The sequence below is a fragment of the Bradyrhizobium sp. CCGB20 genome (assembly GCF_024199855.1).
Classification (GTDB): Bacteria; Pseudomonadota; Alphaproteobacteria; order Rhizobiales; family Xanthobacteraceae; genus Bradyrhizobium.
Window position 1 is genome coordinate 7,553,283 of the sequence record NZ_JANADN010000001.1, and the last position, 23,404, is coordinate 7,576,686.

At 64.1% G+C, this 23,404-nt stretch carries 21 protein-coding genes; 8 read left to right on the top strand and 13 right to left on the bottom strand.

Annotated elements, in window-relative coordinates:
* The first annotated feature begins 226 nt into the window (after positions 1 to 226).
* Positions 227 to 1,024, top strand: a complete 798-nt coding sequence (locus tag NLM15_RS35545; RefSeq protein WP_254122571.1) for a hypothetical protein — start codon at positions 227 to 229, stop codon at positions 1,022 to 1,024.
* Positions 1,025 to 1,026: 2 nt separating this feature from the next.
* On the opposite strand, the gene sseA is transcribed toward NLM15_RS35545, so the two are convergent.
* From sseA to NLM15_RS35560, 3 genes are all read right to left on the bottom strand, one after another.
* Positions 1,027 to 1,878 (bottom strand): 3-mercaptopyruvate sulfurtransferase, encoded by an 852-nt coding sequence (sseA, locus tag NLM15_RS35550; RefSeq protein WP_254122572.1) that lies wholly within the window; start codon positions 1,876 to 1,878, stop codon positions 1,027 to 1,029.
* A gap of 195 nt (positions 1,879 to 2,073) precedes the next feature.
* Entirely contained in the window at positions 2,074 to 2,487 is a 414-nt protein-coding gene (locus tag NLM15_RS35555) for a rhodanese-like domain-containing protein (RefSeq protein ID WP_254122573.1), read from the bottom strand.
* A 110-nt stretch (positions 2,488 to 2,597) separates the two neighbouring features.
* Positions 2,598 to 3,773: a VWA domain-containing protein gene (locus tag NLM15_RS35560; protein WP_254122574.1), complete on the bottom strand. Its 1,176-nt coding sequence runs from the start codon at positions 3,771 to 3,773 to the stop codon at positions 2,598 to 2,600.
* A 123-nt stretch (positions 3,774 to 3,896) separates the two neighbouring features.
* On the opposite strand from NLM15_RS35560, the gene NLM15_RS35565 reads away from it, so the two are divergent.
* The 3 genes from NLM15_RS35565 (at position 3,897) to NLM15_RS35575 (ending at position 5,829) form a co-directional block, all read left to right on the top strand.
* On the top strand, positions 3,897 to 4,142 hold the full coding sequence (locus tag NLM15_RS35565; protein ID WP_128927390.1) for a GlsB/YeaQ/YmgE family stress response membrane protein: 246 nt from the start codon (positions 3,897 to 3,899) through the stop codon (positions 4,140 to 4,142).
* Positions 4,143 to 4,238: 96 nt separating this feature from the next.
* Complete coding sequence (locus NLM15_RS35570) at positions 4,239 to 5,081, top strand: MoxR family ATPase (protein WP_254122575.1); 843 nt, start codon at positions 4,239 to 4,241, stop codon at positions 5,079 to 5,081.
* A gap of 118 nt (positions 5,082 to 5,199) precedes the next feature.
* Positions 5,200 to 5,829 (top strand): hypothetical protein, encoded by a 630-nt coding sequence (locus tag NLM15_RS35575; RefSeq protein WP_254122576.1) that lies wholly within the window; start codon positions 5,200 to 5,202, stop codon positions 5,827 to 5,829.
* 125 nt (positions 5,830 to 5,954) lie between these two features.
* On the opposite strand, the gene NLM15_RS35580 is transcribed toward NLM15_RS35575, so the two are convergent.
* The 4 genes from NLM15_RS35580 to NLM15_RS35595 all read right to left on the bottom strand — a co-directional run bounded on the left by NLM15_RS35580 (position 5,955) and on the right by NLM15_RS35595 (position 10,330).
* Positions 5,955 to 7,601: a GMC family oxidoreductase gene (locus NLM15_RS35580; RefSeq protein ID WP_254122577.1), complete on the bottom strand. Its 1,647-nt coding sequence runs from the start codon at positions 7,599 to 7,601 to the stop codon at positions 5,955 to 5,957.
* 16 nt (positions 7,602 to 7,617) lie between these two features.
* Positions 7,618 to 8,211: a GNAT family N-acetyltransferase gene (locus NLM15_RS35585; RefSeq protein ID WP_254122578.1), complete on the bottom strand. Its 594-nt coding sequence runs from the start codon at positions 8,209 to 8,211 to the stop codon at positions 7,618 to 7,620.
* 213 nt (positions 8,212 to 8,424) lie between these two features.
* Complete coding sequence (locus tag NLM15_RS35590; RefSeq protein ID WP_254122579.1) at positions 8,425 to 9,351, bottom strand: SMP-30/gluconolactonase/LRE family protein; 927 nt, start codon at positions 9,349 to 9,351, stop codon at positions 8,425 to 8,427.
* Positions 9,352 to 9,484: 133 nt separating this feature from the next.
* Positions 9,485 to 10,330 carry an AraC family transcriptional regulator gene (locus NLM15_RS35595; protein WP_254122580.1) on the bottom strand — a complete coding sequence of 282 codons (846 nt, stop codon included), beginning with the start codon at positions 10,328 to 10,330 and terminating at the stop codon, positions 9,485 to 9,487.
* A gap of 168 nt (positions 10,331 to 10,498) precedes the next feature.
* Here NLM15_RS35595 and NLM15_RS35600 point away from each other — a divergent pair, with 168 nt between their 5' ends.
* Positions 10,499 to 11,602, top strand: a complete 1,104-nt coding sequence (locus NLM15_RS35600; RefSeq protein WP_254122581.1) for a mandelate racemase/muconate lactonizing enzyme family protein — start codon at positions 10,499 to 10,501, stop codon at positions 11,600 to 11,602.
* 9 nt (positions 11,603 to 11,611) lie between these two features.
* Here the strand turns inward: NLM15_RS35600 and NLM15_RS35605 are convergent, their stop codons facing one another.
* A complete protein-coding gene (locus tag NLM15_RS35605) occupies positions 11,612 to 11,968 on the bottom strand; it encodes a hypothetical protein (RefSeq protein WP_254122582.1) in 357 nt (118 codons plus the stop codon).
* A gap of 185 nt (positions 11,969 to 12,153) precedes the next feature.
* Here NLM15_RS35605 and NLM15_RS35610 point away from each other — a divergent pair, with 185 nt between their 5' ends.
* A complete protein-coding gene (locus NLM15_RS35610; RefSeq protein WP_254122583.1) occupies positions 12,154 to 12,378 on the top strand; it encodes a hypothetical protein in 225 nt (74 codons plus the stop codon).
* A gap of 280 nt (positions 12,379 to 12,658) precedes the next feature.
* Here the strand turns inward: NLM15_RS35610 and NLM15_RS35615 are convergent, their stop codons facing one another.
* Positions 12,659 to 13,315, bottom strand: coding sequence for a glutathione S-transferase family protein (locus tag NLM15_RS35615; protein ID WP_254122584.1), 657 nt, complete (start codon positions 13,313 to 13,315; stop codon positions 12,659 to 12,661).
* Between the two features lie 169 nt (positions 13,316 to 13,484).
* Here NLM15_RS35615 and NLM15_RS35620 point away from each other — a divergent pair, with 169 nt between their 5' ends.
* Entirely contained in the window at positions 13,485 to 14,708 is a 1,224-nt protein-coding gene (locus NLM15_RS35620; RefSeq protein ID WP_254122585.1) for a polyhydroxyalkanoate depolymerase, read from the top strand.
* Between the two features lie 41 nt (positions 14,709 to 14,749).
* On the opposite strand, the gene NLM15_RS35625 is transcribed toward NLM15_RS35620, so the two are convergent.
* Both NLM15_RS35625 and NLM15_RS35630 read right to left on the bottom strand, forming a co-directional pair.
* Complete coding sequence (locus NLM15_RS35625; protein ID WP_375166951.1) at positions 14,750 to 18,127, bottom strand: adenylate/guanylate cyclase domain-containing protein; 3,378 nt, start codon at positions 18,125 to 18,127, stop codon at positions 14,750 to 14,752.
* Between the two features lie 188 nt (positions 18,128 to 18,315).
* Positions 18,316 to 18,912, bottom strand: coding sequence for a hypothetical protein (locus NLM15_RS35630; RefSeq protein ID WP_254122587.1), 597 nt, complete (start codon positions 18,910 to 18,912; stop codon positions 18,316 to 18,318).
* A gap of 470 nt (positions 18,913 to 19,382) precedes the next feature.
* Between NLM15_RS35630 and NLM15_RS35635 the strand changes: the two genes are divergently transcribed.
* Positions 19,383 to 20,309 carry a catalase family peroxidase gene (locus NLM15_RS35635; RefSeq protein WP_254122588.1) on the top strand — a complete coding sequence of 309 codons (927 nt, stop codon included), beginning with the start codon at positions 19,383 to 19,385 and terminating at the stop codon, positions 20,307 to 20,309.
* A gap of 22 nt (positions 20,310 to 20,331) precedes the next feature.
* Here the strand turns inward: NLM15_RS35635 and NLM15_RS35640 are convergent, their stop codons facing one another.
* Both NLM15_RS35640 and NLM15_RS35645 read right to left on the bottom strand, forming a co-directional pair.
* Complete coding sequence (locus tag NLM15_RS35640; RefSeq protein ID WP_254122589.1) at positions 20,332 to 21,258, bottom strand: AraC family transcriptional regulator; 927 nt, start codon at positions 21,256 to 21,258, stop codon at positions 20,332 to 20,334.
* Positions 21,259 to 21,532: 274 nt separating this feature from the next.
* Positions 21,533 to 23,401 carry an ABC transporter ATP-binding protein gene (locus NLM15_RS35645; protein WP_254122590.1) on the bottom strand — a complete coding sequence of 623 codons (1,869 nt, stop codon included), beginning with the start codon at positions 23,399 to 23,401 and terminating at the stop codon, positions 21,533 to 21,535.
* Positions 23,402 to 23,404 lie beyond the last annotated feature (3 nt).

A 23,404-nucleotide genomic window follows, 5' to 3' on the forward strand; every position in this document is an offset into this window, starting at 1 on the left:
TTGCATCACGGGGCGGAAATCGCATCGGGCCGTAGATCGCCGGAGTCCCGGGCCCCGAATTTAAGGGAACGACGCAGAGGCGTTGCGATATGTTCGAATCAGCCTGATTCGCCGCCGCTTTGAGCTCCAATTTCCGCGTGGCGAAGGCGGCAAGCAGTACCGTCACCGCGTTCAGATGGCTCTTGGGCCCTGGCCACCGCCGGGGCGGAAACTTGTAACCCGTCCGATGCTTCCCGGCTTTCGCTTCCTGTTTGCCGCGATCCTGCTGTCAGCCTCCATCCTGGTGTTCGGCCTGGGCGCCGCCGCGCTGCTGCGGGCGACCCATGAGCAGTATGTCAACAACCCCTCCTGGCGGAACGGACCGCAGGAGCAGGTGTTTGCGCAGGTGCCCGAGCCAGCCCAGCCGGTGCTCGCGGCGTTTCGGGCCGAGCCGGAGGTGGCCGCCGAGCCGGTCCCGTCGCTGCGGGACCAGGTGCCGTCCATCGCGCTGCCGCTGAGCGGGCCCGAACAAGTCGCCGCGCTGACGACCGAGCCCGACGTCCAGGCTGAGGTCGCCGCGCCGCCGGCTGAAGCCGCGGCCGCCGAGCCGGCGAAGGCCGAGACGACCGCGGAAGCCGCAGCGCCCGCGCCTACCGACACGCTGACCCCTGCCGACACCGCGGCATCGATCCCCGAGGCCATGCCTGCGGTGACCGCCAGCGAACCGGCTCTCGCTGATCCGAGCGCCGCCCTCACCGCCCCGGCGCTCGATGTTGCTCCCGCCAAGGTGGCCGCGCTGAGCGATCCCACGACGGCAGCCTCGAAGGATCCGCCGACGAAGGCCAAGACTGAGAATAAAAAGGCCGAGAGCAACAAGGCCGACGGTAGCGCCTCTGACGGCAAGGCGACCAAGCGCCAGGCGAAGGCGAAGAAGCGGCACCGCGTGGTGCGGCGTCCGCCACCGCCTCAGCAATTGCAGCAGAGCTTCGATCCGTTCGGGCGGCAGCAGATGCTGGCGACAACCGCCACGCGCGCGCGCCAGTAAGCTCAGGCCGGCCCGGTTGCGATCGGCGGGCCCTTTTCCTGGCCCCATTCCGACCATGAGCCGTCATAGAGCGCGGTGTCGGTAATGCCCAGGCGATAGAGCGCAAGCGTCAGCACGCCGGCGGACACGCCCGAGCCGCAGCTCGTCACGATCGGCGCGTCGAGCTTGACGCCGGCGCTCGCAAAGGCGGCGCGGAGATCGTCGAGCGGCTTCATGGTGCCGGTCGCGGCATCGAACAACAGATTGTAGGGCACGTTGCGGGCGCCGGGGATGTGACCGGAGCGGATGCCCGCGCGCGGCTCGGGCGCGCGGCCCTCGAAGCGGTCGGCGGCACGCGCGTCGATCACCTGTTCGGCACGGCTTTCGACGTTGGCGATGAGCTGCTGCATGCTGCGCACGCGCTTGGAATCGTAGCTCGCCTTGAAGCTCGCCGGCTTCGGCTTCACCTCGCCGCTCTCGACGGGACGCCCTTCGGCACGCCACTTCTTCAGGCCGCCATTGAGGATGCGCACATTGCCGTGGCCGAAGGCCAGGAACATCCACCACGCGCGCGGCGCCGCGACCCAGCCGCCGGCATCGTAGAGCACGACGGTGTCGCTATTTCCGATGCCGAGATTGCCGATGTCGCGACCGAACTGCTCGGCGCTCGGGTACATGTGCGGCAGCGGGTTGGAATGATCCGAGACGGCATCGACGTCGAAGAACACCGCGCCCGGCAGATGCGCGGCGAGATAATCGTCCTTCGGCAGCGGCAGCACGCCCGGCAACTTGAAGCTGGCGTCGATCACCTTGACGTTGGCGTCGTTGATATGGGCGGCGAGCCATTCGGTGGAGACGAGGGGGTCGGTGGTCATTGCATGCATTTCCTTTTCGTCATTCCGGGCCGTGCGCGCCAAGCTCCGCTGTCATCGCCCGGCCAGTGCGCAATTGCGCACTAGGAACGGGCGATCCAGTACTCCGAGACGGTTGTGATTGAACCGAGAGGCTGCGGCGTACTGGATTCCCCGCTTTCGCGGGGAATGACGGGTGGAGAGAGCAGTGGCTACACTCTACCCCTTCTTCTTCGGCTCCCACTGCTCCACCGGCCCGCCGGCGTCGCGCCAGGCGGCGTAGCCGCCGGCGATGTGGGCGACGGGCTTCAGGCCCATGTCCTTTGCGGTCTTGGCCGCGAGCGCGGAGCGCAGGCCCCCGGCGCAGTGGAAGACGAACTTCTTGTCTTCCTGGAAGATCGGCTTGGCATACGGGCTCTGCGGATCGATCCAGAATTCGAGCATGCCGCGGGTGCAGGCGAACGCGCCGGGGATGCGGCCGTCGCGCTCGATCTCGCGGGGATCGCGGATGTCGACGATGACGACGTCGCCGTTCTTGGAGATCTCGATGGCGTCCTTGGCGTTGAGCGTCTCGATCTCGGCATTGGCCTCGTCGATCAGCGCCTTGATGCCGCGGGTGATGTTTTGGGGCATGTGTTTCTCCCTTCTTCTCTTCCGTCGTTCCGGGGCGATCGCGAAGCGAGCGAACCCGGAACCTCGAGATTCCGGGTTCGCGCTGCGCGCGCCCCGGAATGACACCAGCGCTAGTGCGTCAATTCCTTCATCGCACCCTCAAGCCCCTCGATCGTGATCGGGTACATGCGGTTGGCGAAGATGCGCTTGATGATGGTGGTCGATTCCGAATAGTCCCAGTGCTTCTGCTGCACCGGGTTCAGCCACACCGAATGCGGATAGGTGTGGATGATGCGATCGAGCCAGACCGAGCCGGGCTCCTCGTTGACATGCTCGACCGAGCCACCGGGCACCATGATCTCGTAAGGCGACATCGAGGCGTCGCCGACGAACACGACCTTGTAGTCGTGCGGGTATTTGTGCAGCACGTCCCAGGTCGGGGTACGGTCGGTGAAGCGGCGCTTGTTCTGCTTCCACACGCCTTCATAGAGGCAGTTGTGGAAGTAGAAATACTCCATGTGCTTGAACTCGCTCTTCGCCGCCGAGAACAGCTCCTCGACCTGCTCGATATGCGCGTCCATCGAGCCGCCGATGTCGAAGAACACCAGCAGCTTCACCGCATTGCGCCGCTCCGGGCGCATGTGCACGTCGAGATAGCCGTGATTGGCGGTCTCGCGAATGGTGGTGTCGAGGTCGAGCTCGTCCGGCGCGCCGGTGCGTGCGAATTTGCGCAGCCGGCGCAGCGCCACCTTGATGTTGCGGATGCCGAGCTCGACATTGCCGTCGAGGTCCTTGAACTCGCGCTTGTCCCACACCTTCACGGCGCGGTTGTTGCGGTTCTTCTCCTGGCCGATGCGGACGCCTTCGGGATTGTAGCCGTGGGCGCCGAACGGCGAGGTGCCGGCCGTGCCGATCCATTTCGAGCCGCCCTGGTGGCGGCCCTTCTGCTCCTCGAGGCGCTTCTTCAGCGTCTCCATGAGCTTGTCCCAGCCCATGGCCTCGATCTGCTTCTTCTCTTCCTCGCTGAGGTACTTTTCGGCGAGCTTCTTCAGCCACTCCTCGGGGATCTCCGCCTTCTCCATGGCGTCGAGCAGGCTTTCCAGCCCCTTGAACACCGAGCCGAAGACGCGGTCGAACTTGTCGAGGTTGCGCTCGTCCTTCACGAGGGACGCGCGCGACAGATAGTAGAAATTCTCGACCGTGTAGTCCGCGAGGTCAGCGTCGAGCGCCTCCATCAACGTGAGGTATTCGCGCAGCGTAACGGGGACCTGCGCATCGCGCAGGGAAGTGAAGAATTGCAGGAACATGGGTGACAGATTGCCCGTCGGGGGGCGAACGTCAAGGGGCCGAGCCCACCGCTCTGCGCTGGACCGGGAGGCTTTTTGCTCTAGAATTGACCGTCTCAAGGGGTTGTTTGGGGGACGTTTGCAATGGGAATTCTCGCAGCGCTCATCATCGGCGCGATCGCCGGCTGGCTTGCCGGCAAGATTGTCCATGGGGCGGGATTTGGGCTGATCGGCAACATCGTCGTCGGCATCATCGGTGCCCTCGTGGCGAGCTGGGTGCTGCCGCAGCTGCATATTGCGCTGGCCACCGGCACGCTCGGCGCCATCGTGGATGCCACCATCGGCGCGGTGATTGTGCTGGTGATCCTTTCGCTGATAAGACGGGTCTGAAAGCCTGACCGAACCAGGAACGGCCGCCACGAGCGGCCGTTCCCTTGTCGCGACGGAGGCGAGCGCCTCGCGCCGACGATTACCTAAGGACACGCAATGAAATTTACCGGCACCAAGGACTATGTTGCGACCGACGATCTCAAGGTCGCCGTCAACGCCTCGATCGTGCTGGAGCGCCCGCTCCTGATCAAGGGCGAGCCCGGCACCGGCAAGACCGTGCTGGCCGAGGAAGTGGCCAAGGCGCTGAACGCGCCGCTGCTGACCTGGCACATCAAGTCCACCACCAAGGCGCAGCAGGGCCTCTACGAATACGACGCGGTGTCGCGCCTGCGCGACAGCCAGCTGGGCGATGCCCGCGTCTCCGACATCAGGAACTACATCAAGCGCGGCAAGCTGTGGGAAGCCTTCACGGCCGAGCAGCGCCCGGTGCTGCTGATCGACGAGATCGACAAGGCCGACATCGAATTCCCGAACGATTTGCTGCTCGAGCTCGACCGCATGGAATTCCATGTCTACGAGACCGGCGAGACGATCAAGGCCAAGCAGCGCCCGATCATGATGATCACCTCCAACAACGAAAAGGAGCTGCCGGACGCGTTCCTGCGCCGCTGCTTCTTCCACTACATCAAGTTCCCCGACGCCGACACGATGGGCCGCATCGTCGACGTCCACTTCCCCGGCATCAAGAAGCGCATCGTCGAGGAAGCCTTGCGCATCTTCTTCGAAGTGCGCGAGGTGCCCGGCCTGAAGAAGAAGCCGTCGACCTCGGAACTTCTGGACTGGCTCAAGCTGCTGCTGAACGAAGACATGAGCGTCGAGCAGCTGCGCGAGCGCGATCCGCGCAAACTGATCCCGCCGCTGCACGGCGCGCTGCTCAAGAACGAGCAGGACGTGCATCTGTTCGAGCGGCTGGCGTTTCTGAGCCGGCGGGAGGTTTAGGTTCTTGCCACGAGGGCGCTGCTGATCCCGCCATCCTGAGGCATGCGCAGTATGGCACAAGTCTGCCGTGTAGCGCGTCTTGAAGGATGAGCGGCGGTGTGTTGCGAACGAGGGGCTGATGATGCGGGTTTTCGTCTTGCTTCTGGCGATGCTTGCGAGCGCAACTGTCGCCGCAGAGCCGATCGACTGCAACGCGATCGAGAACACGACGGCACCGGTCGAATTGACCTATCACGATGGAAAGGACAGCTCGGCTGTCATCCAGGTCTACAGGGACAAATCAGCGAATTCTGTCGCCTGGATCAAAACCCTGGACGGCAAGTTGGTTACCAAGGTGGCACTCGTTGCCGGGATTCTGGCGACAGCCGAAACCACATCGGCCTTCGCCGGCAAGTTCAAATCCTCGAAGATCACGTATACCGTCGACGGCATGCCGAAGCTCTTCGATCATAGACAGGATCTGAAGTACACCATCGCACATTCGACAATTTATGCCGACAGCAGCACGGATCTGTCCTCCGTGACGTTTGACTACAAGTTCAGATCAGCAGGCAAGGAGCCCGTTGGTCCGTGCATGCTGGACGTCGTTCACGGTGAAACCGACAGCGTCAACGAAAAGACGGGCAAGACATCGCACTCCTATTCCGTTTATTTCCCGGCGCTCATGGCAGTGATGACCGGACGGACGGCAGAGCCCGTTCTCGACGACATCAAGACCAGTTTCGTTCCGATGACGCCGATCCCGTAAGCAAAGCTGGGTGGGTTGGCCAAAGGCGTAGTCCGCCTCTGTTTGTCTCCGGATCGGCAGAAGCGGTGGGTTACGCGAACGGCCGCGCTTCGCGCCACCGTTCGCTAACCCACCCTACGAAGATGTCACGCCACCACGGCATCCGGAATGCGGGCGGCTTCCATCGGCGTCTTGCCGCGGATCAGATCCGACGCACGATCCGCGATCATCATGGTGGAGGCGTTGAGGTTCGCCGAGATCATGCGCGGCATCACCGAGGCATCGATGACGCGGAGGCCTTCGAGGCCATGGACGCGGAGCTGGTCGTCGACCACCGCCCAGGTCGAATCCGCCGGGCCCATACGGCAGGTGCAGCCGGGGTGGAAGGTGGTGGTGCCGCGTTCGGTGGCGGCAGCCAGGAACTCGTCGTCGGTGTTGATGTTGGGGCCCGGGAAATCCTCGTAGGCGTAATAGGGCGAGAGCGGTGCACTCTTCAGCAAGCGCCGCGCGAGCTTCATGCCGCCGACGATGACGCGGCGGTCCAGTTCGGCGTCGAGATAGTTGGTCTGGATGATCGGCGGCGCGAACGGATCGGATGAGCGGATGCGGACATAGCCGCGACTCTCGGGACGCTGCTGCCAGGAGGCGACCGTCATGCCGGGCTCGTCCTCGAGCTGGCCCTGCACGCCTTCCTTATAGCTCGCCGGCGTGAAGGTGAGCTGGAGGTCGGAGCTGTCGGCGCTCTCGCCGGAATGCCAGAAGCAGTAGACCATGGTCGGCGACAGCGAGAGCAGACCCTTGCGCTGGGTTGCCCATTTCATCGCCTCGATCCACAGCGAGAAGCCGCGGCGGAGCTCGTTGATGGTCTTGATGTCCTTCACGCGCGCGACCGTGCGCGGCGCGTAATGGTCCTGCAAACCCTCACCGACGGGCAAGGCGTGACGCACCTGGATGCCGTGGGCGCCGAGCAGATCGGGCGAACCGACGCCGGAGAGCTGCAGCAGCTGCGGCGAATTATAGGTGCCGCCAGAGAGGATCACCTCCTTGTTGGCACGCACTTCCACCGGCGTGCCGCCACGGCCGCCCTTGGTGTAGCGCACGCCGACGGCGCGCTTGCCCTCGAAGATGATCTCGGTCGCGTGCGCATGGGTGTGCACATGCACGTTGGGCCGCTTCATCGCGGGCTTGAGGAACGCGGTCGAGCCTGACACGCGCAGGCCCTTGTCGATGGTGCGCTGGCAGTAGGAGACGCCTTCCTGGGTCTTGCCGTTGTAATCGGGGTTGCGGGGAATGCCGAGCGAGACCGCGCCTTCCATGAAGGCTTCGCAGAGCGGGTCGCGCCAGTCCATCGTCGTCACGGTGAGGTTGCCCTCGCGGCCGCGATAGGTGTCCTCCCCCTCGCCGACCCGCTTCTCCAGCCGCTTGAAGTAGGGCAGCACGTCGGCATAGCCCCAGCCGCGATTGCCCATCTGCGCCCAGGTGTCGAAATCCATGCGCTGGCCGCGATTGTAGATGTGGCCGTTGATCGAGGACGAGCCACCGAGCGTCTTGCCGCGCGGCGCGTAGATGCTGCGCCCGCCGGTCCAGGGCCCCGGCTCCTGCTGGTAGGCCCAGTTGATGCTCTTCATGTGGAAGGTTTTGATGAAGCCCGCCGGCAGATGGATGTAGGGGTGCCAGTCGCTCGGCCCCGCTTCCAGCACGCAGACGCTGACGTTCGGATCTTCGCTCAGCCGGCTGGTGAGCACGCAACCCGCCGAGCCCGCGCCGACGATCACATAATCAAATCTGTCCATGGTGCCTCGGCCGCTCCTAGCGCGGCTTGTCGTTGAGTTGATAATTCAAATGCGTCTGCACCGTCGGCCATTCGGCCGCGGTGATGCTGTAGACCACGGTGTCGCGCAGCGTGCCGTTCGGCGCGACCTGGTGGCTGCGCAGGATGCCGTCCTGCTTGGCGCCCAGGCGCTCGATGGCGCGGCGGCTCTGATGGTTGAAGAAGTGCGTGCGGAATTCGACCGCGATGCAGTTCAGCGTCTCGAAGGCGTGGGTGAGCAGCAATAGCTTGCACTGCGTGTTGAGCGGACCGCGCTGGGCGCTCTTGCCGTACCAGGTCGAGCCGATCTCGACGCGGTGATTGGCGGCATCGATGTTCATGTAGGTCGTCATGCCGACGATCTTGCCGCTGCCATCGAACACGGTGAAGGGGAGCATCGAGCCCGCGACTTGCAAGGCCAGACGGCGGTCGATCTCCTTGGCGACGTTCTCCGGCGTCGGGATCGCGGTGTACCAGATCGTGTAGAGATCGCCGTCCTTCACGGCCTCCACCAGGCCCTCGCGATGCTGCTGCGACAGCGGCTCGAGACGGGCGTGCTGTCCACGCAGGGTGATGGGATCAGGCCAGGGCATTTGAGACTCTCTCTTTTGTCATTGCGAGGCGCGAAGCGACGAAGCAATCCAGACTGCCAATTCCTCATCCTGAGGAGCGCGGAACGCGCGTCTCGAAGGATGAAGGCCCGGCTGGTGGCCTCGCCCTTCGAGACGCGCGCGAAGGGCGCGCTCCTCAGGGTGAGGGTCTGCTGGTTGCTTTGCCTCGCTCGTCAGGACCGTAACTAGCACCGTTTATTTGTTTAGGAAATTGAGAGGCAAACCGCCGCGCGGCCAGTCCATGGCAACCAGTTCGCCCTTGCCTGACAGCGTGATGTAGGCCGTCTTCAGCCCCTCGCCGCCGAAGGCGATGTTGGTGGTGACGCGGTCGCCGGTCGGGACCTGCTCGACCAGGGTCCCATCAGGCGCGATCACCGAGATGCAGCCGGAGACGAGGGTGGCGACGCAGACATTGCCGCCAGCCTCCACCGCGAGCGAGTCGAACATCTGGTAGCCGCCGAGGCCACAAATCGGCTTGCCCCGCTCGCCGCGATAGATCACGTCGCGCGGCTTCAGCGTGCCGGGCGCGGAGAGCTCATAGGCCCAGAGCCGCCCCGTGGGCGTCTCCGCGATGTAGACGGTGTTCTCGTCCGGCGACAGGCCGATGCCGTTCGCAGGCAGCACGCCGTGCACGACCTCGACAATCTCGGTCATGCCGGGCTTGAGGTAATACATTCCGCCGACGTCCATCTCGCGGTGGCGGCGCTTGCCGAGATCGGAGAACCACAGGCCGCCGTGCTTGTCGAAGACGAGGTCGTTCGGCCCGCGCAGATCGTGCTCGCCGCATTTGGTCACGACGATCTCGACCTTGCCCGATTGCAGGTCGACGCGCTGGATCGAGCCGCCGAGATAGCCGTCCGGCTGCGGGCCGGGCATGATCATGTTGCCGGTCGGAATCCAGGAGAAGCCGCCATTGTTGCAGACGTAGATCTTGCCGTCGGGACCGAGCGCGGCGCCGTTCGGGCCGCCCGGAATTTTCGCGACGATCTCCTTGCGGCCGTCGGGATAAACCCGGGTCAGGCGCTGGCCGCGGATTTCCACCAGCACCACCGAGCCGTCCGGCATCACGACCGGCCCTTCGGGAAATTCGAGGTCGGTGGCGAGAACGCGGACGTTGGACATGGAGACCCTCCCGGCTGCTTGTTATGACTTGCACGGGATGTCCGGCACGGCCCCACACGCAAGATTTGCCTGCGGTTATGACAAAGTCACCGGGGCTTGCCAAGCAATCGGGACGGTATGCCAGCGTTGCGCGTTACTCTCTGACCGGCACCCAGATTTCGAAGCCACCATTGCCGGTTGCGGGATCGAACTTTTCGTCATAGCGCTCGAAGTTCGGGGCGTCCGCGGCCTTCAGGCCGGAGGCCGGCAACCACTGATTCCAGATCGTGTTGACCGTGCGGCGGATCGAGGCGACGTGCTCGGTGTGGGTAAACACCGCATAGCGCTGCTCGGGGATGCGGACGCGGCCGAAGCGCCGCGGCAGATCGGAGAAATCGGCGACCTCGACACCGGCGATGTAGTCGAAATTGCCGGCATCGTCGCCGTTGCAGCAGACGCCGTAGGCGACCTGATGATTGCCTTGGCCGACGCATGCAGGGATATCGGCGGCCTCCTGGTGGAAGCGCTGCCACAATCCCGGAATGGCCGCACCGTTGTCGCAGGAGATGCGCTCGGCGGGACCGGCGACCAGGAAGGTCTTTGCGGTTTCGAAGCGCGGGGCGTTGAGCTTGTCGAGCATGGTGGAATCCATGAGGATCGGCTCCTGAAGCTTGAGGTGACCAGTGCAAGTCGCGGTGCGGACCGCTTCGGGCGTGGTGCCGAACTGGTCCCGGAACGCGCGGGTGAATGCTTCGTGGGAGCCGTAATCCGCCGCCAGCGCCAGCGACAGGATGTCCGGCGCACCGTTCGCAAGATTGCGCGCGGCTTCCGTCAGCCGCCGCGCGCGCACGTAACGCATCACGGACAGCCCGGTGGCTGCGGCAAACGCGCGCACGATGTGGAACCGCGACACGCCCGAGACCACGGCGATCTCGTCGAGCGTCATCGGCTCCGCCAGATGGCTCTCGACATACCAGAGCGCGCGCTGGGCTGGGTTCATGGTTCAGGTTCTCATTCGAAGCGCGGCGATGATGCACCGATGCGCGCCGCCTCGCTTGATCGGCATTGCGGTCCGCGCATGAGGATAGTCCGGGAATCGCCGCTGGCAACGCCATGCCATTCGCAGCTACACTCGCTGAAACCGCTCACGAGAAAGAGGAACCGCGCCATGGAAATCACCGATGTGCGGGCGCACCATGTCCGCATCCCCTATGACGCCGGTGTCGCGAGCTTTCGCCAGGGCGCGTCCGCCATCTCCGCGCTCGACATGGTGCTGGTCGAAGTCACGACCGATGCCGGGCTGACCGGCTGGGGCGATGCCTTCGCCTATGTCTGTCCCCGCACCACGCACAGTGCCGTCGAGGAGATGATCGCGCCGCAGGCCCGCGGGCTGAAGGTGCCCGACGCCGCCGGCATTCCCGCGGCCATGGAGCAGATCCAGCGCAATTTGCATCTGTTCGGCCGCTACGGCATCACCATGTTCGCGATCTCGGGTCTCGACATCGCGCTGTGGGACCTGGCGGCGAAGGCCAAAGGCGTGCCGCTGCATCGCCTGCTCGGCGAAACCAGGCGCGCAAATATTCCCGCCTATGCAAGCCTGCTGCGGATCGGCTCGCCCGAGAACATCGCCGGCGAATGCAGGAAAGCGCTCGCGCTCGGCTATGGCGCGATCAAGCTGCACGAGACTACGACACCCGCGGTATTTGCCGCGCGCGAGGCGATCGGGCCCGGCGTTCCTCTGATGGTCGATATGAACTGCCCGCTGACCGGCGAGCAGGCGATCGCGTTCGCGAAGGCGTGCAAGGACGCGCAACCGATGTTCCTGGAGGAGCCGGTCTGGCCGCCCGAGGATTTTGCCGCGCTTGCAGAAGTTCGCAGCAAGGGCGGGCTCGGCGTCGCCGCCGGCGAGAATGCCTGCACCGAATATCAGTTCCGCCAGATGATGAAGGCGGGCGCGGTGAGCCATGCCCAGCCATCGGTGATCAAGGTCGGCGGCATCACGGAATTTCTGAAGGTTGCGGCGCTGGCCGATCAGCTCGGCGTCAAGATCGTCCCGCACTCCCCCTATTTCGGTCCGGGCCTTCTGGCAACGCTGCACCTGCTGGCGACACGCGACGACGGGCTGGTCGAGATGTTCTACCTCAAGCGCGAGGCGTGCCTCTGGGGCGGGCGCGCCGATGTCGATGCCACCGGCCATGTCGCTGTGCCCACAGGCCCCGGACTTGGGTACGAGCCCGATCGCAGCGTGATGGAGCGCTATCGCGTGGCGTAATCGCCGCGCTTATTTCTGCGCATCCTTCGGCGGCGGTGCGTCCTGCTTCTTCTTCAGATCCTCCGCGATCTTCGCCTGGGCAGACTGGAGGTCACCGAGCGTCTTCTGAAGGCCGGCGACAACAGTCTTCAGCGCGTCGATCTGACGATTGGCCGCATCGAGCTTCTGCTGATGATCGAGCGTCAGCTTGGTGATGGTCTTCTGGAGGAAGTCGACGTTACTCTGCAGGCAGCTCGTGCGCCGCTCCATGGTCTTCTCGACCGTGCAGATCTCGATGCCGGGCACGTCCTGCGCGCGGACCGGTGGAGTCGCCAGCGTGGCGAGCAGCAACATCGCGAAACAAACGCCGGCGCTTCGAAGCAGCATGCAGGTTCCTCGTCCAATCGATCACGGCAATGTGCGCTTTTTGCGCGCCGCACACCGACGCTACCACACTCGTACCGCATTCTCGCGTTGAGCTTGCAGTTGCTCCCTTGGACGGGGAGCGATGATCTGCACGCGGGGAGAATTGGGCACTCTCTTCGCGGCTTTGTTTAGGGGAGATTTTTGGAATGGCAACGCGCGATAGACGACTGGCGGAATTCGATGGCGCCGGAGAACCACCACCTGGCCTGCCGGTCGAGGTGCTGTGCGAGGACCATAGCGGAACGTACCAACTGCCCTTCGCGTGCCGCTATGTCGAAGGACGCTGGCAGAACCACGAGGCCGGCATCGCGGTGGAAGCCACCGTCATCGGGTGGCGTCGGCCACGGGTGAAGCAGTCGGGCGTGGCCTGATCACCAGCCTTTGTCTCAAAATGCAACGAGGCCGCGCTCCGCCTTAACCTTCGGAACGCGGCCCGAACGAACCACGTCCGAATCAGCTGTGAGGCCGTGTCCACGCCTGTTCACGGCTAGATGTCGCAATGCGGGCGCGCGCGCATACAATATCTGCGCAGCGTATGAGCAAGCCTGAGCGGGCCACGGCGCCAAAAGTTAACGGCCTCAATGACATGGCTGCCGGACGCGGCGGCTAAAGCCCTCGCTCCCAAAACAGGCAGGGCGGCCCCTGGCCTGCCTAATATTCGACCTCGAGCTCCTCGATCTCGGCCGGCTCGTCCTTCGCAGCCGCGACCCAATCCTTCATCTCCGGCATGGCCATGATGGTATCGGCATAGGCCTTCAGGAGCGGCTCGAGCTTCACGTCATAGGTGACGAAGCGCGTCACCACGGGGGCGTACATCGCATCCGCCATGGTGCGCCTCTCGCCGAACAGGAAGGGACCGCCGGACTTCTCCAGACAGTCGCGCCAGATGGACCACACGCGGTCGATATCGGCCTGCGCGCGCGACCAGATCTTGAAGCCGGGGAAGTGCCCCTTCAGATTCACCGGCAGCGAAGCGCGCAGCGTGGTGAAGCCGGAATGGATTTCGCCGCAGATCGAGCGGCAATGCGCCCGCTGGACGCGGTCATCGGGCAACAGGCCGGCATCCGGCATCGCCTCGTTGAGATATTCGGCGATCGCCAGCGTATCCCAGACCACGGCGCCCTCGTGGCGCAGGCACGGCACCAGGATCGACGACGACAGCAGCAGGATCTCCGCACGCGCCGACGCGTCGTCCGGCGCGGTCACGACCTCCTCGAAATCGAGCCCGGAAAACTTCGTCAGCAGCCAGCCGCGCAGCGACCAGGACGAATAGTTTTTGCTGCTAATGGTCAGTGTCGCCTTTGCCATAGGGCCCTTCCCTCACGCCTGATCGCGGGCACCGCTCCGCCGCGCGGGCGTGCGCATTGCCTGTGCTTCCCGCGAAGAGAGCAGCAAGCGACGTGCCAATTCCGAGGGCGGCCTACCGCCCGCTTGGCGTCGATATTGCATAGCAGCAGGGGGCAACCGGGCTTTCAGTATGATGTCGATGTATTATCAGGCCTATCAGAACCATATGGACCTGACGGCGCCGTGGCGGGCGGGAGCCTCGTCCGCGCTCAAATTCCTCAATCTGGTGCCGCAGGGCCTGTCGGATCAGGTCGTCGGCCGGCTCTCGGCCGCTCTGGAGCTGATCTCGCGCTCCACCCTCACGTACCACCGCCCGGCCTACGGCATCGACAGCGTGATGGTGGGCAACCGCGAAGTCGGCGTCACCGAGGAGGTCGCCTACGCGACGCCGTTCGGCTCGCTGCTGCACTTCAGGAAGGACGGCGCGCCGGAGCAGCCGCGCATGCTGCTGGTGGCGCCGATGTCGGGCCATTTCGCCACACTGCTGCGCGGCACCGTGAAGACGCTGCTCCAGGATCACGACGTCTACATCACCGACTGGCACAATCCGCGCGACATTCCGCGCAGCGAGGGCCGTTTCGGGCTCGACGATTACACCGATCACCTCATCGATTTCCTCGGCCAATTGGGCCCGCGCCCGCATATGGTCGCGATCTGCCAGCCCTCGGTCTCGGCACTCGCGGCCGCCGCAATCATGTGCGAGGGCAACCACCCCTCGCGGCCCGCGACGCTCACGCTGATGGCAGGCCCGATCGACACGCGCATCCAGCCGACCAGGGTCAACGAGTTCGCCAAGAGCAGGCCGATCGACTGGTTCGAGCAGAACCTGATCAACTACGTGCCGATGCAGTGCCGCGGCGCGCTCCGCAAGGTCTATCCCGGCTTCGTGCAGCTCACCGCGTTCGTCTCGATGAATCTCGAGCGCCACATCAAGCAGCACATGGATCTCGCCAACCACATCGCCAAGGGCGAGAAGGAGAAGGCCGCAACCATCAAGACCTTCTACGATGAATATTTTGCCGTGATGGACCTGCCGGCGGAGTTCTATATCGAGACCGTGCGTGACGTGTTCCAGGAGCACCTCCTGCCGCAAGGCAAGCTGATGCATCGCGGCCGTCCCGTGAACACCAAGGCCGTCAGCCGCATGGGGCTGATGACGGTCGAAGGCGAGAAGGACGACATCTGCTCGATCGGCCAGACGCTCGCCGCGCAGGACCTCTGCACCGGCGTGCGCGCCTATCGCCGTGTCCACCACATGCAGGCCGGCGTCGGCCATTACGGCGTGTTCTCGGGCAAGCGCTGGAATAACGAGATCTATCCGCTGCTGCGGGACTTCGTGCACGTGAATTCGTGATCCGTTATCCTCTGGCCCGGAGATAGGGAAGCGGCACGCGCCTAATGCCCGGACTTGAGCAGCTCTTTCGCTTCTTCGACTTCGGGAAGATTTCGCTCCGCATCGAACTCAGCGAGCACGGGAGCGAGCACCTCGGATACCGCGCCCGCTCGGCCTCTTGTCTTGTGCAGCCGCGCAAGTCCAAGGGCGCTGCGCAACTCGAAAGTCTTCGCTTGTTGGTGTCGTGCGATCTCCAGTCCTCGCTTGAGGGCATTTTCGGCAGTGGAATCCTCTCGCGGGTCACGACGCAGCAAAAGCTCGCCATGGACGCGATGCAGCTCGGCATCGAGCCAATGCTGCCCGGATTGCCCCGTCCATGAGATCAACTCGCTCAAGATCTCCAGCCCGTTTTCGAGTTGACCCGACTCTGCGTCCGCCATGGCGACATGCATCCCCCAAAACGGTTCACAGAGGTAGCAGTCATTCTCGTGCAGTAAAGTCCAGCCGCGACGCATTTCGCTCAGTCCGGCCATTCGGTCGCCGGCACGCCACTTGGCCAGGCCATTTAGATAGGTGCCGGCGGCCACATACAGCGGCATCGTGTGATCGCGCGCGAGACCGAGCGCCAGAATCGTCTCTGTTTGCTGCAACATGCCTCCGCCTAGTCCGTCGAACACAGCTCGATGAACAAGCGCATTGGCCCGGGAAAGCGCCCCTTTTTCTCCCGAAGCACTCACCGCTTCGGCCGCGAGCTGGCGTGCGCGAGCGATCCCGCCAAGTGGCCAAAGCACCAGGGCAAGAAACCTCATGATCACGAACGGCAGATCCAGCGCCGAAGCCCTGAACTTCGCGGAATCCGGCTCGGCGCCATAGATCTCCAGTGCATGCTCGAGATGCGTTCTCGCGTTCAAGTAGTCGCCCCCGAACCAGCAGGTAACCCCGCCCGTCCAATGTGCAACCACGGCGGCCACCGGCGAGTCCGGCCGTCGGTCCGCCGCGCTCTTGATGGCGTCCGCCAGTTCCCGCATCGGAGCGAGTTCGCCGTGTGTCAGGCAGGCATTGAAGAGACCCGAATGGATCGGCGCAAGTTCAACCGGATCATTGATGTCGGCCGCGAATTGCCGGGCGCGCGTCCATGCGGCTACGGTTTCGGGAGCGCTGTGCCCGAGGCCGCCCCGTAAGGCGCGGCCATACGCGATTTGAAGATGCAGCCTATTCATCATCCGGTGGGGCTCATCGCGCAGTTCATCGGCCGTCGCAATCGCCTTGCCGAGATGTGCGATCGCCTCGGAATAAGCCGAGCGCTTCAGCGCCTGCTGACCCGCCTTGCGCCACCACTCGAGGGCGACTTCGCTCAGCCCCGCCTCAGTGAAGTGATGCGCCAGAACTTCCGGCTCGGTCTCGGCGACGACTGGAAACTTCTCGCGCAGGACATCGCCGATGCGCTTGTGAAGCACCTGCCGCTTGCTCTTGAGCAGGCCCTCGTAGGCTGCTTCCTGAACGAGAGCGTGCCTGAAGCTGTAGTTTGCTTCGGGCGGAGCCCCGCGGCGCACCAGCAGTTCCGCCTCTTCGAGTTGCGCTAGCGCGGAGCCCAGCGTCAGATCATCGCGTCCCGCCACATATCTCAGCAGCGCGTACGAAAAGTCGCGGCCGATGGCGGCGCCTATTTGCGCCACCTCCTTGACTGGAGCCAGCCGGTCGAGCCGTGCCATCAGCGAATCCTGCAGCGTCGCCGGAATAGCGAGCGGCGGGAGTGGACTATCGAGGCGATAGCGCCCGGGCTCTTCAACGAGCAATCCGGACTCCAGCACCATCTTGGTCAGTTCCTCGACGAATAGCGGGATGCCATCCGTCTTGTCGATGATCTGCTTCATCATCTCGCGCGGCAGCTGGCGACCAACGGTCACCTGCTCGACCAGCGCACGCGTATCCTGCCGGTCTAACCGGTCGAGCCGCAACAGACTGACGTTGGCAAGGCCCGACCAGGAGGGCTCGAACTCCGGCCGGGACGTCATGAGCATGAGGATCGGCAGCCCCCTGATCCGGTCGACCGCGAGATCGAACAGTTCAAGTGTCGTGGCATCGGCCCAATGCATATCCTCGCAGACAATCAGCAGCGGCTGCTCTCGCGCCAACCCCTCAAGCTGGTCAAGGAGCGAGGCAAACGTCTGTCGCCGCTGCTGCGGCGGGCTCAAGCCAAGCGGGGGGCAATGGTCGCCGGTTGGAATCGACAGGAGTGCCGCGATGAGAAGCGTCGCTCGGGCGACCTGCTGTGTTCCGAGAGCCAGCATCGCCTCAAGCTTGTCCAGCTTTTGCCTCGGCGTGTCGTGCGAACGGATGCCGGCAGCGCGCTCGAGCTGCGCGACAAAGGGATGGAGCGCACTGTTGGTATGGTAGGGCGAACACTGATATCGCACCCGACGGTGCGCCCCCAACAAGGGGCTTTCGGACAGCGTTGCGACAAGACGCGACTTGCCGATGCCCGCTTCGCCAGAGATCAAGACCATCTGGCCCTGCCCCTGCCATGCCAGCCGCTGGCGCGAGAGAATGAATTCGATCTCGTCCTTGCGCCCGACAAAACCGATCGACCGCGCCGCGCGGACCGCCTCGAAGCGACTCTCGGATGCGATCGCTCCTTCGACCGCCCAGACTGCGATGGGTTCAGCTATTCCCTTGACCTCACGGCGGCCGAGGTTGCGAAAAGTGAAGAGATCACCAAGCAGCCGGCGCGTCGACGAAGCAACGACGACCGCCCCCGGTTCCGCCAGGCTCTGGAGCCGAGCGGCGAGGTTCGGTGTATCGCCGACGGTTGCGTGCTCCTCTGACGCATCTCCGCTGATGAGGTCGCCGACCACCACGAGCCCGGTCGCAATTGCGATCCGCAATTCAACCCGTTCGTCGGCGCCTGTTTTGAGTTGCCCAATCGCAGAGATGGTGTCGAGGCCCGCCCGCACTGCCCGCTCCGCATCGTCCTCGTGGGCGCGGGGATAGCCGAAATAAACGAGTATTCCGTCACCCACGAACCTGGCTATCCTGCCGTCGTAAGCGGTAACGACTCTGGCGCAGGCGGCGCGGTACGCACGGATCACTTCCCACATGTCCTCCGGATCGAGACGCGCCGAGAGCGCAGTCGAGCCGACCAGATCGCAAAACATGACGGTGAGGTGGCGCCGCTCGGCGTCATGAGGAGGCGCCGGCGATGCGATCGACGCGGCGGGATCGAGGTCGGCAATGGCACGCAGCATTTTGCGGCGATGGCCGAGCAGAACTCCGAGCTTGTCGAAGTCCTCGTCCATCAGCTCGGGAAGGACGCCCATGTCGATCCCATTTTGGGCAAAACGCTCTGCGTATTGCCCAAGCCCCAGCTTCTCGAGCCACTCCGCAATCTGCATTGGCTCCCACCGATCGTGTGGTTGGCGGTTAGCAGAATCTTGGACCACGGCGCGCTCGGACAATATCCCAACGCCACCGCCATGGCACGTTTTCTCTGTTGCGCGACAACTTAGGTTGCTCAGTACCGTACCTCTTCCAGGGAGGGACAGTGCTCGATGCGAACGACTGCGCTACTAGAAATCGTCTGCACGCAGTGTTGGACGAAGAGGTTGCGATGAGTCTCAGCTACGCACTTTCAGTCCTGAGCCGAATCCGGCACTGCGTGTGTGCCGACGTCATGACGCCATGCAGACGCCTCTCCGCGAGCACCGTTGTCCTCACTCCTGTCCATGGGCACTTCGTAGTTGCGCGCCATCGTACCCGCCGCAACTTGAAGCGAAGAACCAACCGCCCAACAGCCGGCAACAAAAACTATCAGGCCATTGGGCAGGTTTTGATCAAGGACAAGGATGCTGACGGACAGGGTCGCAGCAATCGCGGCGCCGAACGTTCCGGCCGCGCTCATGATCTCGACGGCCTCGGACCCGTTGTATTCTTCCGAGGTACTCGAAATCGACTTCCGGGCGACAGAGCGAGACAAATCAATTCCGACATAATAGCTGAGGGCGCCGTAGAGCATCGTCAGCAGCACGATCCAGCCGCTTTCAAACAATCCGCCTTTCTGACGTAACAGGGTCGCCCCTACATAAAGACCGCAGGAGGCCCCAACGGCTGCGAGCCCAATTCTTTCAAGAAGATGGGCCGACCTGATGAGACTGGAACGGGCGATCCGAAGATTGCCGGCGTGCCTTGTCATGGAAAATGCGGCGGAGATTGCGTTGCTTATCTTCATGGGGGCTCCTTCTAAATAAGTAGCAGCCTACCCGCCGACCCCGAGCTGCGTGGACGCGTTTCGCGATTCCCTCGATTCCAACTTCTGAAAAATATGTGGTGAGTGATGGGGCTGGCTCGCTCGTGAACAGGACGAGAGCCAATCCAAAGCTGCGAGCACGCGGCGTCGCAGGCATTGCAACTCACCCGTGTCTGTCAACTGGCTTCGGGTGCGGCAATTTCTTGCGGTAGTGATAGCTCGAAAAGAAAGTGTCGGAATATGAGACGGTTCACATACCGTGGTTCTCAGTCCCTCCATCCAATCACAATTTCAGGACTAATCTGCATCGTAGCGTGCACGAGAGCACGGGAGCGGTGAAGCCGCAGCAATTCCTTTAGCAGGATCAAGCAAAGCAGCGCGGCTTTGGGAAAGACGCCGGCGCTGCGCGACACCTACAACACGGACATGCCGCTCGAGCCGGAGGCCTTGCCATGTCCGAATTGCCCACCCCCGCGGCCACACCGGCGGCGATCGTCGACGCGCTGAAGGCGGTCGCAGGCAATCCGCCGAAGGTGCGTGCGAGCTTTGCCAAGGGCCGATGCGTGCGCGGCACCTATACTCCGTCCGACCGCGCGGCGGAGATCACGCGATCGCTGAGCTTCACCAAGCCGTCGCGCGTGCTGGCGCGCTTCTCCGTCGGCGGCGGCAATCCCGGGGTAGCCGATACCAACAACCTCGTGCTGCGCGGCTTCAGCTTCAGGCTTGGCGACGACGATCATCGCTCGGACATCCTGGTGGAAAGCGCTCCGGTGCATTTCGCAAGGACGCTCGACCAGATGCTTGCCTTCCTGAAGGCGCGCATTCCCGGCGCGGACGGCAAGCCGGACGCAGAGAGGGTCAAGGCGTTCTCCGCAGCGAACCCCGAGACGCTGAATCAGGCGAAATACATCGCCGCACGCCGGCTGCCCGCAAGCTTTGCCGGCACAACCTATTGGGGCGTGCACGCCTTTCCCGCGACGAATGCGAAAGGCGAGACCCGCTTCATCAAGTTCAGGGTTGCGCCTGTCGGCGGCGACATCACGCTGAGCGAGGACGAAGCCAGGGCGAAGTCCGCTGACTTTCTGCACGAGGATCTCGCGCAGCGGATCGCAGCCGGCGACGTCCGCCTCAACGTGATGGCCCTGCTCGACCGGCCCGGCGATCCCGTCATGGACGCGACCATGCGATGGCCGGACGACGACAATCGCGAGGAGGTTCGGCTGGGCACGATCGTCATCACCAGCCTTGAGACCGACGATGCCTGCGACGGGTCCATCTTCAATCCGGCCAATCTTGCCGACGGGATCGGCCATCCGCCTGACGAGATTTTTGCGGCGCGCCGCGTCGCCTACGCCATCTCGCTGGCGAAGCGGCGCTAGACTTTCATGTTGACGCGTTTCTTCAGGTCTCGCTCGGCCCGCCATGCCTTTCACGGCGCCACGCGCCCGGGCTGACGCCGACCACCTGCGAAAACACCCGCGTGAAATGGCTCTGATTGGCAAATCCGGCCGAGATGGCGATCTCGGACAGCGGCAGGTCGCGGACCGTCATCAGCTGCTTGGCCGCCTTCACCCGCTGCTGGAGCAGCCATTGATGCGGCGGCAGGCCGGTCGAGATCCGGAACGCGCGTGAGAAGTGACTGATCGAAAGGCCAAGCTCGGTCGCGATCTGCTGGAGCGCGATCTTGCCTGAGAGATCCGAGTCGAGCCGGTCGCATGCCCGCTTCACCTGCCATGGCGCGAGGCCGCCGCGGTTCAACTCTGCCCCGGACTTCAGCCCGCCATAGGTCTGGGCGACATGGGCGGTGAGCGCGAGCATCATGTGATCGACGAAAAGCTGGTTGGTCTCGTCAGGCCGACGAAGCCCTTCCAGCAGCGTGGCGCCGATATGACGGATCACCCCGTCATCATGACCGACACCGGGCTCGTAGCTGAGTTCGCCGACGCGCGGCGCGCCGGGTTGCCTGGCGAGGTCGCGAAGCGCCGGGCGCGGCAAATAGAAGAAGAGCGAGTGAAACGGCTTGTCGATCACATAGCGCGGATCGCGCTTGAGGTCGTACAGATAGGTCGCGCCGGCCCGGACATTCGCCTTGGTGACAAAGCGGCCGTTCTCCCAGCACTCGCAATCCGGATAGTCGCGGATCTTCAGGCTGACGAGATAGGCATCTTCCGCCGGCAGCGAGCCGGAAAGATCCCGCCTCGGATCATCATTGCGGACTTCGGTGACCGCGAGCTCGGCGCTACGCAGCGAACGCGTGACCAGGACCGGGGCTTGCTTCACGTGAAGGCCCTGCCCGAGCTTCCGTCCGTAGACGCCTGCTTGTGTCATTTCAATAAACCCGTCCGTAGAGGCACGTCTTCGTCGGCCTTCCCGAGGTCCGCGCATTATCGGAGATCACCGGCCAACGGTCGAGTTATACCGCATAACACGACGCTGTTGTGGCAAGCCATCGCATCGACTCGCGACGAGATGATTTCATTGTGATTTCAGCGTGATATCGCGAGCCCGACAGCGCGCACGACAACCCGTTAACATGCTCGGCAAATCACCGCGCGATTTTTATCGTGCGTTCTTGAAATTCTTCGCAACGCGCCTTCGCGCGTTAGGCTTGCCACTCCTCGCCCCAGACCTGGACGACGTGGCCGGGCGACACTTCGCGATATTGCCGGACCGGCGGCTGATAATCCGGCGCCCGCACCGGGCTTCTGATCTCGTCGTTGGATGCTTCACGCCGCGTGCCGCGACGCGCGGGGTCCGGCACCGGCACCGCTGCCATCAGCTTCCTGGTGTAGGGATGCTGAGGATTGCCAAACACGGCGGCGCGCGGGCCGGTCTCGACGATCTCGCCGAGATACATCACCGCGACGCGATGGCTCATGCGCTCGACCACCGCGATGTCGTGGGAAATGAAGAGATAGGCAAGGCCCATGCTGGCCTGGAGGTCGAGCATGAGGTTGACGACCTGCGCCTTGACCGAGACGTCGAGTGCGGAGACCGCCTCGTCCGCAACGATCAGCTTCGGCCCGAGTGCGAGCGCACGCGCAATGCAGATGCGCTGGCGCTGGCCGCCGGAGAATTCGTGCGGGAAACGCGCGGCCATGTCGGCGGTCAGGCCGACGCGCACGAGGAGGTCGGCGACGTTGTCGCGCGCCTGCGACGCCGTGGCGAGCCCGTTGGCGAGCAGTGGCGCTGCGATCGCCGTTCCCACCGACATGCGTGGATTGAGGCTGGCGAACGGATCCTGAAACACGATCTGCATATGCTTGCGGAAGTCGCGCAGAGTGCGGCCGTTCATGGCGAGCACGTCCTTGCCGTCGATCAGGACGGTTCCGCTGTCCGGCTCGGTCAGCTTGAGGATCGAGCGGCCGGTCGTCGACTTGCCGCAGCCGGATTCGCCGACCAGCGCCAGCGTCTCGCCGGCGCGCAGGGTGAAGGAGATGTTCTCGACCGCGTGGACGCGGCCCGAGACCTTGCCGAACAGGCCCGAGCGGATCGGAAAGCGCGTGGTGAGGTTTGCTACTTCGAGCAGCGGACGCTCGGCCATCGAGACCGTGTCCGGCGTCTCCGTCGGCTCGTCCGAGGTCCCCGTCACCTTGTCCACGATCGGAAAGCGCATCGGCCGCGTGCGCCCGTCCATCGAGCCGAGCCGGGGCACAGCGGCGAGCAACGCGCGCGTATACGGATGCGAGGGCACGGCGAAGATGCGCGACGTAGCGTCAGTCTCCACCGCCTGCCCGCCATACATCACCACGGTGCGGTCGGCGATCTCGGCGACCACGCCCATGTCGTGGGTGATGAAGAGGATCGACATCCCCTCCTCCTGCTGAAGCTCCTTCAGCAGCTCCAGGATCTGAGCCTGGATGGTGACGTCGAGTGCCGTGGTCGGCTCGTCGGCGATCAGCAGCTTCGGCTTGCAGGCCAGCGCCATCGCGATCATGACACGCTGGCGCATGCCGCCGGAGAAACGGTGCGGATGCTCGTGGAAGCGGAATTTCGCCGCCGGAATGCGGACGCGATCAAGCAGGCGGATGGTCTCGGCCTCCGCCGCCGCGCGCGAGAGGCCGCGATGCTGGATCAGCGCTTCGGCGATCTGGAAGCCGATGGTGAGCACCGGATTGAGGCTCGTCATCGGCTCCTGGAAGATCATGGCGACGTCGTTGCCGCGGATGTCCTTCATATCGGCTTCGGGCAGCGTCAGCAGATCGCGACCCGCCAGCGTAACGCGCCCCTCGATGCGGCCGCTCTCCTTCGGCACGAGACGCATGATCGACAGCGCGGTGACGCTCTTGCCCGAACCGGACTCGCCGACGATCGCCACGGTCTCGCGCGGCGCGATGTCGAACGAGACGTTGCGGACGACAGGGATCCATTCCCTTTCGCGCGCGAACGACGTGGTGAGGCCCGTGACCGACAGCACCGGGGCCTGCGCGGCGGCGATGACGTGATCAGGTCTGCTTGCGCCGGTGCTCATGCG